Source organism: Puia sp., assembly GCF_035546395.1.
In the GTDB taxonomy this organism is placed as follows: domain Bacteria; phylum Bacteroidota; class Bacteroidia; order Chitinophagales; family Chitinophagaceae; genus Puia.
On sequence record NZ_DASZXR010000005.1, the window covers coordinates 97,139 to 110,721 of the forward strand.

Consider the following 13,583-nt stretch of genomic DNA (forward strand, 5'->3'; position numbering starts at 1 on the left):
AAGACTAATTCCCCGCGGGCACATACTTCATCCAATCCACCTCGAGCGGATAGCCACTCAGCGGCCGCTCCAGCGCATGCGGATTCGTCTCGACGGCCCAGTTATTGGTATGCCAGAAGTTCATTCGATAAAGGGACGCAAACCGCGGGATCCCGAGCGCCGACCCGTGATAATCCCAAAGCACCATCTTCCGCCCGGTCACAGGATGCAGCATCCACCAGCGGATGCGGTCGGCCTGCCAATCGAACCCATAAGTGTAAAATCGCGCCGATGCATCATAGTCCGGGATGGCGGCAAGAGTTTGCGGCTCATTCTGCTCGCCGGTCAAAGGCGTGGCAACCCCTGTGTAGTTCACTTTGGATATCGTCGAAAGGATACTACCCTTCGATACATCGATAGTCCTGCCGATCCGCTGCAGCTTCCCCTCCGCCCCGGTCCAGGTCCCGATATATACTATGTGCGGATCGGCGACCAACCATTCGATATCGATCTCGCTCAGCCCTTTCACAGGGTCCATATAGTACGTAAAATACCCCACCACCGCGCCCGTATTCGGCTGGACCTTCCGAACATCGGGGATCTTGATGCGGGCGGAATACCCGCCATAGAACGTAAATTCCTTCGAGACTATCTCCGGCCCCCGACCCGCGCCTGCACTATCCCTTGGATCGATCCGGAACAACAACACCTTCGTTCCCGGCTCGACCGATGACGGCGCCCCCACTTCCCATTTGAGCGAGTCCTCAACCCCTCGCGAAGCATAGTTGAAGCGTTGAAGCGTCGGCGCGTTGAAATTCTCGACGAACGCAGGCGAGCGCTGGGCCTCCGCATTCAAAGCAAAGACCAGGCAAAACGCGGTGACGGAAACGATTGAATGGACCATAACACAATCTACGCCTTAATAAGTAAATGCCCGCGGGTAAGAGGCTTCAGCCCAAACAACACCCGTAAAAAAGGTACCCGCCGGATCAACCCTTCATACAAGACGAAACACCCGGTAAGCTCCACCACCAACACCAACACAAACTTCAAGGGCGCCACGAGCTTCATAGGGAACACCAGCGCCGACGCCCCATTCAAAAAGATCATATGGACGATATAGATCGGGTAGGCTGCCTCGGACAAATACCGCAAGGTCCTCCCCGGTCGGTTCAGGTGTTTATGTCCAAAGGCCAGCACTGTGAGGACCCAGGCATTCGACTCGATCGACATTGACACCGCCGGGACTCGCATAAAAGGTTGCAGCAGCCGCCAGGTATATAGCGCGATCGCCACCCCCAAAAAAACCCATCTTCCTTTCCCCAACAGCCGCCAAAAAGGTTCCCCGGCTAAAACAAAACAAAACCCGAAAACAAACGCCAGGAATCCTAAAAAGAAGCCATGCCCCGTCATCGCATACAGCTCGTACGTCAGCGGCTTCACCAACAACACCTCCCCGGCAAAGGCCGCCACCACGATCGGCAATCCCCAAACCCCGCCAAACACCCGCTGAACGATCAAAGCAAACCGCCTCTTGATCAACAGCAACAAAGGCAGCCCCGCCAACACGTAGATAAAAATATTCCCAAGAAACCACAAATGCGCCGGGTTGACAACATAGCCCAGCCGTTGATGATAATACCCCTGGATCATCCATATCTGCACCGGCACAACCACAAGACAGCCGAACACAAAGGGAACCAATATCCTCCTCGCCCGCTCTGCCAGCAGTTGCCGCCAGTCCCTCCGCTCGCTGGCAAAGAAAAGACCCATCCCCGAAACAAAGAAGAGTAAGGGTATCCGCCAGACATTCAACAGGCTCATCGGTATCCACAAGACCTCGATCGGCCGGTCATTGGTCAGGAACCCGATCATAAACCCCCAGGATTGAAAACCGATCGCCGTATGATACGCCAACAGCAACCCGATGGCGATCACCCGCAGCCAATCGATATCAGTACGTCGTGTCATAGTAAATTATTTAAGCATTCCAGCGATCAAAGGCCTCGTCTTCTCGATATAGGCATAGTCCAGTTTCAGCCCCATCGGCTCCAGCATTTTGCCGATGCCGTCATACACCGGCCGCATATTCGCAAAAGGTGCGGCAACCGTCTCGGCCGGCGTCTGTCCATACTTGTTGGTGATCCGCCGGTCTGCCGACCGCGCCAAAAGCAGCCGAACGATCTCGGGCCGGCAAAAGAACGCCGCCGTGTGCAAGGGCGTCGATCCGTCGTTATTGCGGAAATTGATATCCGCCCCCGCATCCATCAGCGCCCTGGCCATCTCGGTTCGGCCGAACACACAGGCCGTGATCAACGGGCTGGACCCGCCAAGCGGATCGCGCACATTCAAATCGCCCCTCGAAACGATATACTGTTTCACCGCCGCCATATTCCCGGAAACTATAGCCGAATGAATATCCACCGGCGCAGACCGCTGCGCGCTCGCCCCCACTGCCGCGAGCAGGGACAAGAGCAAAAAGACTCCTTTCATATGAATAAATGATTGATTGAAATTACTCTTCCCGGTATTCAAGGATATCGGCAGGCTGGCAATCCAACGCCTTGCAGATGGCTTCCAGGGTACTGAACCGGATCGCCTTCGCCTTACCGGTCTTGAGAATGGACAGATTGGACAGCGTCAGTCCCACCTTCTCCGACAACTCGTTCAAGGACATCTTCCGCTTGGCCATCATGACATCCAGGTTGACAACGATCGGCATAAACTATACGGTTAATTCATTTTCAGATTGGATTTCGATTCCCCGCTTAAATATCTGCGCAATGACATAGAGGATAACCCCCATGAACAGCCACACATCGGCCCCGCCGATCCGCAGATACTGCAACTCCGGCATCTTCACCCCCCGCTGCACAAACCACTCCGCGTACTTGGCTCCCCACCACGAGAAAAGACCCGTCAGCAGCGCCAACCACGAGAGACGGGTGATGAATCGGCCCATCTCTTTATTGAACGGCTGGTACAGATCCAGTTTCTTATCATGCAGGATCTTCACGATCAGCCAGAAGATCCAACAGCGCAGGACGGCGACGATACACATCAGCACCGTCTCGATAATAAAGTATCCACGGTCCCACCCATAGAGACCCGATAGATCCACCCCCGGCCAAAAATGCCCGGCGTCGATCGGGTTGATCGCTAACGTAAAAAAGGTATTGACGATAAATCCCCCCGCCTCAATACAAACCCCCACAAAAATGATCCAGGCGAGAACCTGCAATATTTTCAGCATCTGCTGAGTCGTGATTTTCATAATGCTCCTAATTTGATAAATCAAAAGTAATAAATATTTATTGAGAAACAATAAAAATTTACTTTTTAACAAATTTTCTTGCAAATATCAAAGTCGGTTGGTAAGTTTGTACTAACAGTAAGTATATACTTACTAAGAAACAAAAGCAAATGACAGCCGCCAAAACCTATCAGCTCGCTCTCCACGCCCTCGGCGATGCCACCAGGCGCGAGATATTCGAGCGCCTCGAATCAGGCCCCCTCTCCGTCGCCCATCTCGCAGCAGGCCTGCCTGTCAGCCGCCCTGCCGTATCCCAACATCTGAAGGTCCTCTGCGAAGCAAAACTCGTAACCATGGAAAAAAGCGGCACGCGGAGCATATACAGGGTCCAACACGAAGGGATAGCCGCCATCCGGGAGTTCCTCGACAAGTTCTGGGACGAGGCGCTGGCCAATTTTAAAGCCCTGGCCGAAAAAACCGAACGAGAAAACAAAAAATAATATGCAATCCATCAAAAAACAGCTGCTGATCAACGCATCGCAGGAAACGGCCTTCCGTGTATTCACCGAACGGATGGGCGATTGGTGGCCCAAATCCCACCATATCGGCAAAACGCCGCCGACGGACAGCATCATCGAACAAAAGGAAGAGGGCCGGTGGTATTCCATCCACGAGGACGGTTCGGAGTGCGAACTGGGAAAGGTCCTCGTCTGGGATCCCTTCGGCCGCCTCCTCCTTGCCTGGCAGGTCGACGGCAATTTCAAATATGACCCCAACCTCATCTCCGAGCTGGAATTTCGCTTCCACGCCGAAGAACCCGGCCGCACCCGCGTCACAATGGAACACCGCGATCTCGAAAAGCTGATGGGCGGCGCAAAGATCATCGCCGACATGAACAAAGGATGGGAAATGATTTTAAACCTTTATAAAAATTTCGCCGATGAAGCGTAGTCTCCTTATTCGCATCGCCGCCGTCCTCATGTTTCTCCACACGGCCGGCCACACCTTCGGGGTCTTTGGTGGAAAACCCGCCACCCCAACCGTCGCCCGCATCCTGCAGGACATGGATCAACACCATTTTTCCTTCATGGGCCGCTCCGCCTCACTGGGCATGTTCTTCGAAGGCTACGGCGTAGTCCTCATCCTCGTCCTTCTCTTCTCCAGCATCGTCCTTTGGTGGCTGGCGCCGCAGACGGAATCGGAACTGGGGGCAAAACTCCTGCTCCTGTCCTTTCTCTATCTCACCGCACTCGCCCTGCTCGAGATCCTCTACCGCTTTCCGGCCTTCCTGACCATCCCGGCCGCCGCATGTCTTCTCATGGCCCTGCTGGTCCGCCGCCCGGTCACCGCCGTCGCGCCAAATAAAGGCTGGTAACCATATTACGCGTGATCCTCCCACCGAATTCCTCCCGGACGATCCGCCTCAACTCAACAAGCACCGCGTCCCGATCGGGTCGTACCTGGATATTGGAATAGGTGGAATAAAGCGCCACCGCAGCCTCGGTATCCAGGTGCAACGCCCAGGGCCGGTGCTCACACTCGATGATATCAAAGGCGCCGGCCTGTTCCAGCGCCCTCGACCGGGCCGCCGTGTCCAACGCATATGGCACCCCTCCCAACATCGAAACATTCGTATAGCCGTCCAATAGCTCTTTCGTTGCTTCGTGAAACGGATCCACCCTGTCCAAATCTCCGAACACATTCCACATCACAGCCCACCAGCCGCCGGGACTTAAAAGTCGTGCGACCCTTTCCAGCCCGGGTCCCTCCTCCACCCAGTGAAACGCCGTAGCGCTGACCCCAAACCGAAATCCCCCCTCCGGCAGGACAGCATCCTCGAACGTAGAGCACAGGACATGCAACGCACCGGTCTCTGCACCCGTCGCCACAGCCGGTTCTCCCGCTACACCCGGCGCCCCAAATCCAAAAGATTCCCGCAGAAATCCCGCCATCCTTTCATCCGGCTCGATCGCCAGCAACGGATCGATTCCCATCTCGAGCAACCGCCGCGTAGCGATCCCCGTGCCTGCACCCACTTCGAAGCCCGCTATCCCCGGCCCCACCCCACAACGCTCCCGCAACCGCTCGAACACCCAATCCGGGTACGCCGGCCGCGCCGCATGATAACGCGCCGGATCGTCCCCAAAAGCCTGCCGGCCAAATTCCCGATGGATAAAAACGTTGCCCATAAATTGCCATTAAATAAACAACGCAAAATAAAAAATTTCGCGGAGCATGGTATATTACATACATTTAATGAATTAATCGAACGCAATGAAAGGAACCCACCTCGGGGAATTCGAAGAGCTCGTCCTCCTCACCATCGCCACCCTGGTAAGCAACGCCTACAGCGTCGCCATCTGTGACGAACTGTCAATACACGCGGACCGCACCGTCAAACTCGGCGTCGTCCACGCCGTCCTCAACCGCCTCGAAGAAAAAGGGCTCGTAAAAAGCGAGCTCGGCGAAGCCACCGCCACCCGCGGCGGCAAACGCAAACGCTTTTATACGCTCACCGGCGCCGGCAAAGCATCACTGCTTCGCGCAAAAGAGATCCGTGACCAACTCTGGCAGAAAATTCCCAATCTGACCTTAAACCGCATCTGATGAAAAGGATAAAGACGCCAATCGCAAATAGCAAGACGCGAATCGAAAAGAAAAAAACACCCACCCCACCCCAATGGGCCACCCGGTTCCTCTCCTTCTATTGCCGCCCCGAGCTGCTCGAAGACCTCGAAGGCGATCTCAACGAATTCTTCCATCGCAACCTTCAAACGAAAGGCGCCTTCCTCGCCCGCCTGATCTATATCCTGGACGTCCTTAAATTCCTAAGACCTTACACCCTCCGCAAACCCCGCCTGAGCACCGGCAATTTCATGTTCGCAAGCTATGTAAAAACCTCCACCCGCGTCATTACCCGCAACAAACTCTTCTCCGGCATCAATATCATCGGAATGTCGGTCAGCCTCTCCGTAGGTCTGCTCGTGATGGCCTATGTATCCGACCTTTACTCCTTCGACACTACCCTGGACAACAAGGATCGCATCTATCGGGTCATCTCCTCCTTCCATCCCGGCGGCGGCCCGGCCAAAGCGAGGCTGGCCTCCACCTCCTGGAAAGCCGGAACCCTCATCCAACAGCAGGTCCCCGGCATCGAATCGATGACCATCCTCCGCAACTGGTTTCGCGGCGACGCACAGATCGGCGAGGGAAAGATCCCGGTCACCGGCATATACGCCGACAAAAGCTTCTTCGACGTCTTCAGCTTTCCCCTGGTAAAAGGCGCTGCCCCCACCGCACTCAAAGAACCTCGCTCGCTCGTGCTCACCCAAACCACGGCGACAAAACTGTTTGGCAACATCGACCCGATGGGTAAAGTGGTGAAATTCGATACCGTCACCTATACCGTCACCGGCATTCTGCAAGACCTTCCAACCCTCTCCCATATCCATTTCGAAATGCTGGTTTCCCTGTCCTCCATCAACGTTGCCGGCCCCCAACTACCCGGCGGCGACGGGAACTATCTCGACTGGACCAATTTCTTCTCCAACTATGTCTATGTCCTGCTGAAAAAAAATACGGACCCCGCTGCCTTCACCGCAGCCCTCGAACGGATATCCGTCCGGGAGAACGCATCGCAAAAGCCGGATCGGAAGATCACCCTCCTGGCCCAACCCCTGAAAAAGATCCCCTTCGGGACCGGAATGGGCAACGAGATCGGTCCGGTCTTCAGCATCATCATGCTATACGTCCTCTGTGGTCTCGCGGGGATCATCCTCCTCTCGGCTTGTTTTAACTACACCAACCTGTCCATCGCCCGCTCCTTGCGTCGGTCCCGCGAAGTAGGCATCCGCAAGGTCATCGGCGCCCAGCGCATCCAGGTCATCGGGCAGTTCATCGCCGAGTCGGTCATCATCTCCCTCGCGTCCCTCGGGGTGGCCTTCCTGATCTTCCTGCTGCTTCGCGGACAGTTTTTGGCTATCAACCCCGACCTGGCCAAAACCTTTTCCTTGTCGCTCACGCCTCGCCTGGGGTTCGGATTTCTCGTCCTGGCGATCGTCGTCGGCCTCATCGCGGGCCTCCTGCCCGCCCTTTTCTACTCGAAGATCAACGCGGTCCAGGTGCTCAAAGACGCCTCCGCGCTGAAAGTGTTCCGCCATCTGACCCTGAGAAAGGCGCTGGTCGTGGTCCAATACACTTTCTCGCTGATATTCATAACGGCAACAGTTATGGGCTACCACCAATACAAGAGCTTCGTACGCTTCGATCTGGGATTTCGGACCGATAATATCCTCAATGTAAGAATGCAGGGCAATAGGGATGAGGTGTTCGTAAAGGAGCTCGCCGCTCTCCCCGCTGTAAAGAAAGTCTCCCGATCCCTGCTCATCAACAGCCTGGGATCGATAACGGGCTCGCAAATGAGCTATAGGTCGGATTCCGCCGAGATCGACCTGAATTATGTCGACGCAAATTATCTGCCCTTGCATCAATATACCTTTTTAGCCGGGCACAACTTCCTGCCCAAACAAAAAGACGCCCCCCAAACGGAGATCATCGTCAACGAGCAGTTGCTGCGGCGTTTCAACATCGGCCATGGCGAGCCCGCCAAAGCCATCGGGGAAGTCCTGACAAGGTCGGGTAAGAACCTTACCATCGTCGGCGTATTGAAGGATTTTCACTACGGCACCCTGGATCGCCCCATAAACCCGACAGGACTTGTATACACGGCCGAGCCTGGCGGTTACGTGAACATAAAGGTCAGCCCGATCAATGTGCCGGCAACGATGACAGCCGTCGAGACCTTGTGGAAACGGTTGGACCCGGTCCACCCGCTCGACGCTCACTTCTATGACGACCAGATCGAAGAGGCCTATAGCCAGTTCTCGGTGACACTAAAGGTCATCGGCTTTTTTGCCGCGCTTGCCGTCTGCATCTCCTCCCTCGGCCTGTTCGGCATGGTCATCTATACCCTGGAAAAACGCGTGAAAGAGGTCAGCATCCGCCGGGTACTGGGCGCCGAAAAAGGCGGATTGGTCTACCTGCTAAGCAAGGGCTTCCTCCTCCTGCTCGGGGTCGCCGCAGCCATCGCCCTCCCCCTCACCTGGCTCTTTTTCCAGAATGTGGTCCTGGCCAACTTCGCCTACCATCAGCCGATAACGTTTACCGATCTGTTCACCGGCCTCTTCATCGTCGGCGGCATCGCTGCGGCCATGATCGGCATCCAGACGCTAAAGATCGTCCGCGCCAACCCCGTCAAAAGCCTCCGGGCAGAGTAGCCACCCCTAAAACGCCGTCACATCCTTCCCCTCCGTGATCGCCTGCTTTAGGCGCTCCACATAGCTCTTCGACCCCGGATCACCTACCGACTGCAGGCTCACCTCCGTATATTTGAGCGCCGACGCCTTATCCCCAAGCGCGGCATATCCCTTCGCCATCCCCAGGTTGCTCAACCAGTTCTTCGGAGCCTTATCGTAATTCACCTTGAACGCCTCCAACGCCTCCTTATACTTCTTCATCCTCTGCAGCTTATAGCCATAGTAAAAAATATCATCCATCGTGCCCTTCGGCCAGGCCAGTTTCATCAACGAATCCGCCTCATGCTTCCGGCCCGCCCGCTCCAACAGTCCCGCATACGTACTCAGCGTCCGGAAATTCGCGTCGCCGAAATAGGTGTTGATCGATCGGTCGGCCCAGCTAAGCCCCTCCTCCAGGTTCACATCGTTCACCAGGCAGAAATCCGCGGCCTGCTGCATGTTTTGCCAGTATTCATAGAATTCGCCGCTGTTGAAAGCATACCGGTAGGCATCCACCTGCGTCTTGCGAAGGTCCACACCGATGGTAAAGGAGATCTTCCGCTTCTCCCATTCCAGCACGGCCACCGCGCTGCTGTCGGTCTCGCCGGTGAACTCGTATTTCAACCACTCGACGCTCTCCGTCGCCGCCGTCACGGGCGCCTCCACCCGCAAAGCGTCATGCGCAGGGTTGTAATAGAACGATCCCCAGGCATTGTTGTCCCTCGAGAACACCAGCGTCGCCTTGTCGGCGCCCATGGCGACAAAGAACCCATACTTCCCCGCCGCCAACGGCTTTCCCTCGATGAGCACATCCGTCGAGAATTCTATCGTCGTATTCTCATTGGCGCCTGCCCGCCACGGCGCCGCCTTGCTCGTTCCGTAATGATAGTCGACAAACCCATAAGGTACCAGGTCGCCCCAGATCTTTCCCTCCCGGCCACCGACCGCCGGCCGGCTATAGTGCACCGTCACATCCGTAATGCCGATCTGCTCCGAGACAACGGCCATCTTGCTCATCCTCGGCGTCTTCACCGGCTGCCCATGTACGGCCAGACATAAAAGAACCAAGACGCAATAGCTTGTCGTTGAAAAAAGGATATTCATGGTAGTGTTTTATAGTTGCAGTGAAAATCCCGCTTTCGACCAATCCCTGCAAAAGATTTCGACCAATCCGGTGTTTTCTTCAACCAATCCCCGGTTGTGGCAACAGCGCCTCGCCGGCACCCTGACCCCGTACCACAAATTCAACCGGAAAGACACCGGGTCGAACCCGGCTACGACCCCGATATCCCCGAGTCTCCCGCCCCACCCTTATCCGACCCCGAAAGCCCGCACGGCTCATAACTCACAAACATGCAAACCACCAGGGCTAAAACCCAACGACCGGCGGTTTTTTGCCTGATTCGCCTTTTCTCATTATATTGACTCATGCAGTCATCCCAAAACAAAGGCCGGCGCCGCTTTCTGAAACAGGCCGCCGCCATCGGCACAGGCTTCTTCATCGTTCCCAGGCATGTATTAGGCAGGGGTTATCTCGCTCCCAGCGACCAGCTGACCAAGGGGATCATCGGCGTAGGCGGCATGGGCCGGGGTCACATCCCCTATGCCGGCACGCGGGTCGTGGCCATCTGCGACGTCGACAGGAACCATCTCACCGAAGTGGCCAATTCCATCGGCGGCGGCATAAAGACCTTTCATGATCACCGGGAGCTCATCGCCCTGCCGGAGGTGGATATCGTACACATCGCCACACCCCCGCACTGGCACGGGCTGATCGCCATCGACGCCGCAAACGCCGGTAAGGACATCTGGTGCGAGAAACCCATGACAAGGACCATCGGCGAAGGCAAACGGGTGATAGAGGCCGTCAGGCAGAACCAACGCATGTTCCGGTTGAACACCTGGTTCCGCTTCGAAGACAATTTCTACGGCATGAATACCACCGTAAAGCCCATCAAAAAATTGGTGGACTCGGGGATGTTGGGTTGGCCGCTCACCGTTACCGTGAGTAAGACCACCGGCTTCGACTGGAAATTTTATTGGGTGGGGAAGACAAAGCTGGAAACGATGCCCGTTCCGCCGGAGCTGGACTACGACCGATGGCTGGGACCCGCCCCGTTCAAGCCCTATAACCCCCACCGGGTCCACCAGACCTTCCGCGGCTATTGGGATTACGATGGCGGCGGCCTTGGCGACATGGGCCAGCATTATATCGATCCGATCCAGTATTTTCTCGGGAAAGATCATACCAGCCCGATCCTCGTCGAACCCGATGCCGAACAGCAAAACTGGGATGCGGTGGGAACGTTCCGAAAGATCACCTTCACCTACGAGGACGGCTGTAAGATCATTCTGGACGGCGAAGATAAAGACCCGGATGCCGCCTATATCGTCGGGCCAAAGGGAAAATTGTTCGCTGGATTCCGATCCGATATTCCCAACCTCAGGGAACGACTTGCGCTGCTGCCCGACCCTGAACCCCAGGTCACCAATTTCCTGGACTCGGTGAAACACCGGACCCCCTTCGCACTCAATGAACAGAACGGGTTCCGGTCCTGTACCATCATCAACATGGGAAAGATCGCCCTGCAATTGGGTCGCCCCCTGAGATTCGATCCGGTGAACCAGGTTTTCATCGAGGACACCGAAGCCAACTATCTGATCAACCCGCCCATGCGCACCAAACAACTGTAATGAAACTTGCTCTCATCCTCCTCGCATCGGTTTTCCTGGCAGGCAATGCAAACGCCCAGAAAGCCCCAAACAAAGTAATAGAAGCGATCCGCGTATTCCCGTATCAACACCGGTCGGACGCCGACGCCGCGCTGACAACCATGAACACCTGGGACAAGTCCGAATGGAAGGCTGCCTTCCGGCTTTTGGACAACGACTCTTTAAAAGCCAGCGCCGCAGACGCGTTAAGCGCGTATATAAATGCCGCAAAAAATGCTCAGACTGTAGATTGGATAAAAAAATACAGTGGCGCCGCCAGATCGCAATACGCGCAGCTGTTCATCCAGTCGCAACTGAACCTGCTCACCGACAAAGCAACCGTCGATCGGCAAAATGCAACCCTGCCCGCACTACCGGCGTACACCCCCCCATCAGCCGCCACCCTCACCGGCGAACGGCAGTTGCTGCTGTTGGAAGACGAAATGGCGCTCGCCAAAAACCCGATCGAAAAAAAGCGCATCCTTGCAAAAGCCGCTACGATCCCCGGCTTCAGCAGCTTCATCCTTGTAAGCAAGTCCATAAACGACCCGGAACTGAACAAAGACGCCGCATTGATCCTCGCCCGACTCGCGCTGACCGACGAAACCATCCAGGGCCCCGTCGTTCGCCAGGCGCTCGAAACAGCCCTGCCGCTGATCGGTGGTGAAGACAGCGCCTTCCTAACGACACGGCTAACCTCCCGGTTAAGGAAAATGCCCTATGACCATGGCTTCGTTAGCCTGTTCAATGGCGTCGATCTCACCGGCTGGAAGGCCCTCGTCGGCAACCCCGTCACCCGGTCGAAGATGACCGACGCTGAGCTCGCCGCCGCCCAAAAAGCAGCCAACGAAAAAACGAAGGGCGACTGGGTCGTAAAAGACGGCCTACTGATCTTCACCGGGCACGGCGAAAATCTCGCGACCGAACAAAAATACCGCGATGTCGAAATGTACGTCGATTGGAAGATCACCGAAAAAGGCGACGCCGGGATCTATCTCAGAGGCTCGCCCCAGGTACAGATCTGGGACACCAGCAGAAGAGAGGTCGGCGCCCAGGTGGGATCGGGCGGCTTGTACAACAACCAAAAGAACGAAAGCAAACCCCTGACCGTCGCAGACAATAAGATCGGCGAGTGGAACCGGTTTCACATAATCATGAAGGGAGAAAAGGTAACCGTCTGGCTGAATGGAATACTCGTCACCGATAATATCACGCTGGAAAATTACTGGGATCGCAGCATCCCGATCTTCCCCACTGAACAGATCGAACTGCAGGCCCACGGCACCTACGTCGCCTATCGGAACATCTATCTGCGCGAACTTCCAACAAACGACGTTGTCGAACTCCCCGCCGAAGAAAAAAGACGAGGCTTTGTTTCCCTTTTCAACGGGCAGGACCTTGATCAGTGGACCGGCAACACAACTGGCTATCTCGTCAAAGACGGTGTCGTCGAAGTAGCCCCCGAAAAAGGCGGCGGCAATCTATACACCAAAGAAGAATTTGCCAACTTCATCTATCGCTTCGAATTCCAACTCACGCCCGGCGCCAACAATGGTATCGGTATCCGTGCTCCGCTGGAAGGCGACGCAGCATACGTGGGAATGGAGATACAGGTGCTCGACAACGAAGCGCCCATGTACAAGGATTTGCATCCCTATCAATTCCACGGTTCCGTCTACGGCGTCATTCCCGCAAAACGCGGTTATCTCTTGCCGGCCGGTCAGTGGAACAAAGAGGAGATCATCGCAAAAGGCAACAAGATAAAGGTGACGCTAAACGGAACGGTGATCCTCGACGGCGATATAAAAGAGGCGTCCAAAAATGGAACAATGGACCACAAGGATCACCCCGGCCTCCTGAATCAAACGGGCCATCTCGGCTTCCTCGGCCATGGGGATGTGGTAAGGTTCCGGGCTATGCGGGTAAAAAGATTGTAGGTTACTGCGGTCTTGGCGGCCGCTCCTTGGCTTCCTTAATGGTAAGAGGATTGGCCCCAAGCACCTTTCCCTGCAAGGCGGCCATGGCTTTTTGGGCGTCTTCATCCTTCTTCATCTCAACGATGCCTTTACCGCGGCTCAGCCCCGTGATCGGATCGATGAGTATCTTGGTATAGTCCACCCAACCAAAGGGGTTAAACAGTCGCTGGAGATCAAATTTGTCGAAATGCTTCGGTAGCCCGGATATCGTCATTCGCATGGGACAAATATAGAATAAAAAAAACGGCCTTTACTAACGGACGCCAAACACTCTACAAATAATTGAATATCATTTATTTAAAAAAATATCAACAATGCTCCTTCTAAATGCATTCACATTCGGATACATCCGGGCGTCAGGAAATGGCG

Annotated in this window: 15 protein-coding genes; 7 read left to right on the top strand and 8 right to left on the bottom strand. The window is 55.4% G+C overall.

From position 1 onward, the window contains the following. Positions 1 to 4: 4 nt before the first annotated feature. From VHE34_RS05280 to VHE34_RS05300, 5 genes are read right to left on the bottom strand one after another with little or no spacing between them, the layout of a single operon-like run. The gene (locus VHE34_RS05280; RefSeq protein ID WP_325585386.1) at positions 5 to 883 is read right to left on the bottom strand and encodes a glycoside hydrolase family 16 protein; all 879 of its coding nucleotides are present in this window, start codon (positions 881 to 883) and stop codon (positions 5 to 7) included. An 8-nt stretch (positions 884 to 891) separates the two neighbouring features. Beyond that, a complete protein-coding gene (locus tag VHE34_RS05285) occupies positions 892 to 1,950 on the bottom strand; it encodes an acyltransferase family protein (protein WP_325585388.1) in 1,059 nt (352 codons plus the stop codon). A gap of 6 nt (positions 1,951 to 1,956) precedes the next feature. Further along, entirely contained in the window at positions 1,957 to 2,472 is a 516-nt protein-coding gene (locus VHE34_RS05290) for an ankyrin repeat domain-containing protein (RefSeq protein WP_325585390.1), read from the bottom strand. Positions 2,473 to 2,494: 22 nt separating this feature from the next. Next, positions 2,495 to 2,701 (bottom strand): helix-turn-helix transcriptional regulator, encoded by a 207-nt coding sequence (locus tag VHE34_RS05295; protein ID WP_325585392.1) that lies wholly within the window; start codon positions 2,699 to 2,701, stop codon positions 2,495 to 2,497. 3 nt (positions 2,702 to 2,704) lie between these two features. Next, positions 2,705 to 3,253: a DUF2975 domain-containing protein gene (locus VHE34_RS05300; protein WP_325585394.1), complete on the bottom strand. Its 549-nt coding sequence runs from the start codon at positions 3,251 to 3,253 to the stop codon at positions 2,705 to 2,707. 149 nt (positions 3,254 to 3,402) lie between these two features. On the opposite strand from VHE34_RS05300, the gene VHE34_RS05305 reads away from it, so the two are divergent. Genes VHE34_RS05305 through VHE34_RS05315 form a run of 3 tightly spaced genes read left to right on the top strand, consistent with a single transcriptional unit; the run spans position 3,403 to position 4,607 of the window. Beyond that, positions 3,403 to 3,732: a metalloregulator ArsR/SmtB family transcription factor gene (locus tag VHE34_RS05305; protein ID WP_325585396.1), complete on the top strand. Its 330-nt coding sequence runs from the start codon at positions 3,403 to 3,405 to the stop codon at positions 3,730 to 3,732. Position 3,733: 1 nt separating this feature from the next. Beyond that, positions 3,734 to 4,183, top strand: a complete 450-nt coding sequence (locus VHE34_RS05310) for an SRPBCC family protein (protein WP_325585398.1) — start codon at positions 3,734 to 3,736, stop codon at positions 4,181 to 4,183. Beyond that, a complete protein-coding gene (locus VHE34_RS05315; RefSeq protein WP_325585400.1) occupies positions 4,173 to 4,607 on the top strand; it encodes an LIC_13387 family protein in 435 nt (144 codons plus the stop codon). The genes VHE34_RS05310 and VHE34_RS05315 overlap by 11 nt, the downstream gene beginning before the upstream one ends. Here the strand turns inward: VHE34_RS05315 and VHE34_RS05320 are convergent. Next, positions 4,576 to 5,421: a class I SAM-dependent methyltransferase gene (locus VHE34_RS05320; protein WP_325585402.1), complete on the bottom strand. Its 846-nt coding sequence runs from the start codon at positions 5,419 to 5,421 to the stop codon at positions 4,576 to 4,578. The two genes, VHE34_RS05315 and VHE34_RS05320, sit on opposite strands and share 32 nt — an antisense overlap. An 85-nt stretch (positions 5,422 to 5,506) precedes the next feature. Between VHE34_RS05320 and VHE34_RS05325 the strand changes: the two genes are divergently transcribed. Both VHE34_RS05325 and VHE34_RS05330 read left to right on the top strand, forming a co-directional pair. Beyond that, entirely contained in the window at positions 5,507 to 5,839 is a 333-nt protein-coding gene (locus tag VHE34_RS05325) for a PadR family transcriptional regulator (protein WP_325585404.1), read from the top strand. Continuing rightward, positions 5,839 to 8,508: an ABC transporter permease gene (locus tag VHE34_RS05330; protein WP_325585406.1), complete on the top strand. Its 2,670-nt coding sequence runs from the start codon at positions 5,839 to 5,841 to the stop codon at positions 8,506 to 8,508. Before VHE34_RS05325 ends, VHE34_RS05330 begins: the two co-directional genes overlap by 1 nt. Before the next feature lie 6 nt (positions 8,509 to 8,514). On the opposite strand, the gene VHE34_RS05335 is transcribed toward VHE34_RS05330, so the two are convergent. Continuing rightward, entirely contained in the window at positions 8,515 to 9,630 is a 1,116-nt protein-coding gene (locus tag VHE34_RS05335; RefSeq protein ID WP_325585408.1) for a DUF2911 domain-containing protein, read from the bottom strand. A gap of 324 nt (positions 9,631 to 9,954) precedes the next feature. Between VHE34_RS05335 and VHE34_RS05340 the strand changes: the two genes are divergently transcribed. Beyond that, entirely contained in the window at positions 9,955 to 11,220 is a 1,266-nt protein-coding gene (locus VHE34_RS05340) for a Gfo/Idh/MocA family oxidoreductase (RefSeq protein WP_325585410.1), read from the top strand. Further along, entirely contained in the window at positions 11,220 to 13,175 is a 1,956-nt protein-coding gene (locus VHE34_RS05345; protein WP_325585412.1) for a DUF1080 domain-containing protein, read from the top strand. The genes VHE34_RS05340 and VHE34_RS05345 overlap by 1 nt, the downstream gene beginning before the upstream one ends. 1 nt (position 13,176) lies before the next feature. On the opposite strand, the gene VHE34_RS05350 is transcribed toward VHE34_RS05345, so the two are convergent. Further along, positions 13,177 to 13,434 (bottom strand): RNA-binding protein, encoded by a 258-nt coding sequence (locus VHE34_RS05350; RefSeq protein ID WP_325585414.1) that lies wholly within the window; start codon positions 13,432 to 13,434, stop codon positions 13,177 to 13,179. Positions 13,435 to 13,583 lie beyond the last annotated feature (149 nt).

What these genes read in the sequence shown, in the direction of transcription:
- VHE34_RS05280 (WP_325585386.1), bottom strand. Translation starts at nt 883, where the DNA reads ATGGTCCATTCAATCGTTTCCGTCACCGCGTTTTGCCTGGTCTTTGCT.
- VHE34_RS05285 (WP_325585388.1), bottom strand. Translation starts at nt 1,950, where the DNA reads ATGACACGACGTACTGATATCGATTGGCTGCGGGTGATCGCCATCGGG.
- VHE34_RS05290 (WP_325585390.1), bottom strand. Translation starts at nt 2,472, where the DNA reads ATGAAAGGAGTCTTTTTGCTCTTGTCCCTGCTCGCGGCAGTGGGGGCG.
- VHE34_RS05295 (WP_325585392.1), bottom strand. Translation starts at nt 2,701, where the DNA reads ATGCCGATCGTTGTCAACCTGGATGTCATGATGGCCAAGCGGAAGATG.
- VHE34_RS05300 (WP_325585394.1), bottom strand. Translation starts at nt 3,253, where the DNA reads ATGAAAATCACGACTCAGCAGATGCTGAAAATATTGCAGGTTCTCGCC.
- VHE34_RS05305 (WP_325585396.1), top strand. Translation starts at nt 3,403, where the DNA reads ATGACAGCCGCCAAAACCTATCAGCTCGCTCTCCACGCCCTCGGCGAT.
- VHE34_RS05310 (WP_325585398.1), top strand. Translation starts at nt 3,734, where the DNA reads ATGCAATCCATCAAAAAACAGCTGCTGATCAACGCATCGCAGGAAACG.
- VHE34_RS05315 (WP_325585400.1), top strand. Translation starts at nt 4,173, where the DNA reads ATGAAGCGTAGTCTCCTTATTCGCATCGCCGCCGTCCTCATGTTTCTC.
- VHE34_RS05320 (WP_325585402.1), bottom strand. Translation starts at nt 5,421, where the DNA reads ATGGGCAACGTTTTTATCCATCGGGAATTTGGCCGGCAGGCTTTTGGG.
- VHE34_RS05325 (WP_325585404.1), top strand. Translation starts at nt 5,507, where the DNA reads ATGAAAGGAACCCACCTCGGGGAATTCGAAGAGCTCGTCCTCCTCACC.
- VHE34_RS05330 (WP_325585406.1), top strand. Translation starts at nt 5,839, where the DNA reads ATGAAAAGGATAAAGACGCCAATCGCAAATAGCAAGACGCGAATCGAA.
- VHE34_RS05335 (WP_325585408.1), bottom strand. Translation starts at nt 9,630, where the DNA reads ATGAATATCCTTTTTTCAACGACAAGCTATTGCGTCTTGGTTCTTTTA.
- VHE34_RS05340 (WP_325585410.1), top strand. Translation starts at nt 9,955, where the DNA reads ATGCAGTCATCCCAAAACAAAGGCCGGCGCCGCTTTCTGAAACAGGCC.
- VHE34_RS05345 (WP_325585412.1), top strand. Translation starts at nt 11,220, where the DNA reads ATGAAACTTGCTCTCATCCTCCTCGCATCGGTTTTCCTGGCAGGCAAT.
- VHE34_RS05350 (WP_325585414.1), bottom strand. Translation starts at nt 13,434, where the DNA reads ATGCGAATGACGATATCCGGGCTACCGAAGCATTTCGACAAATTTGAT.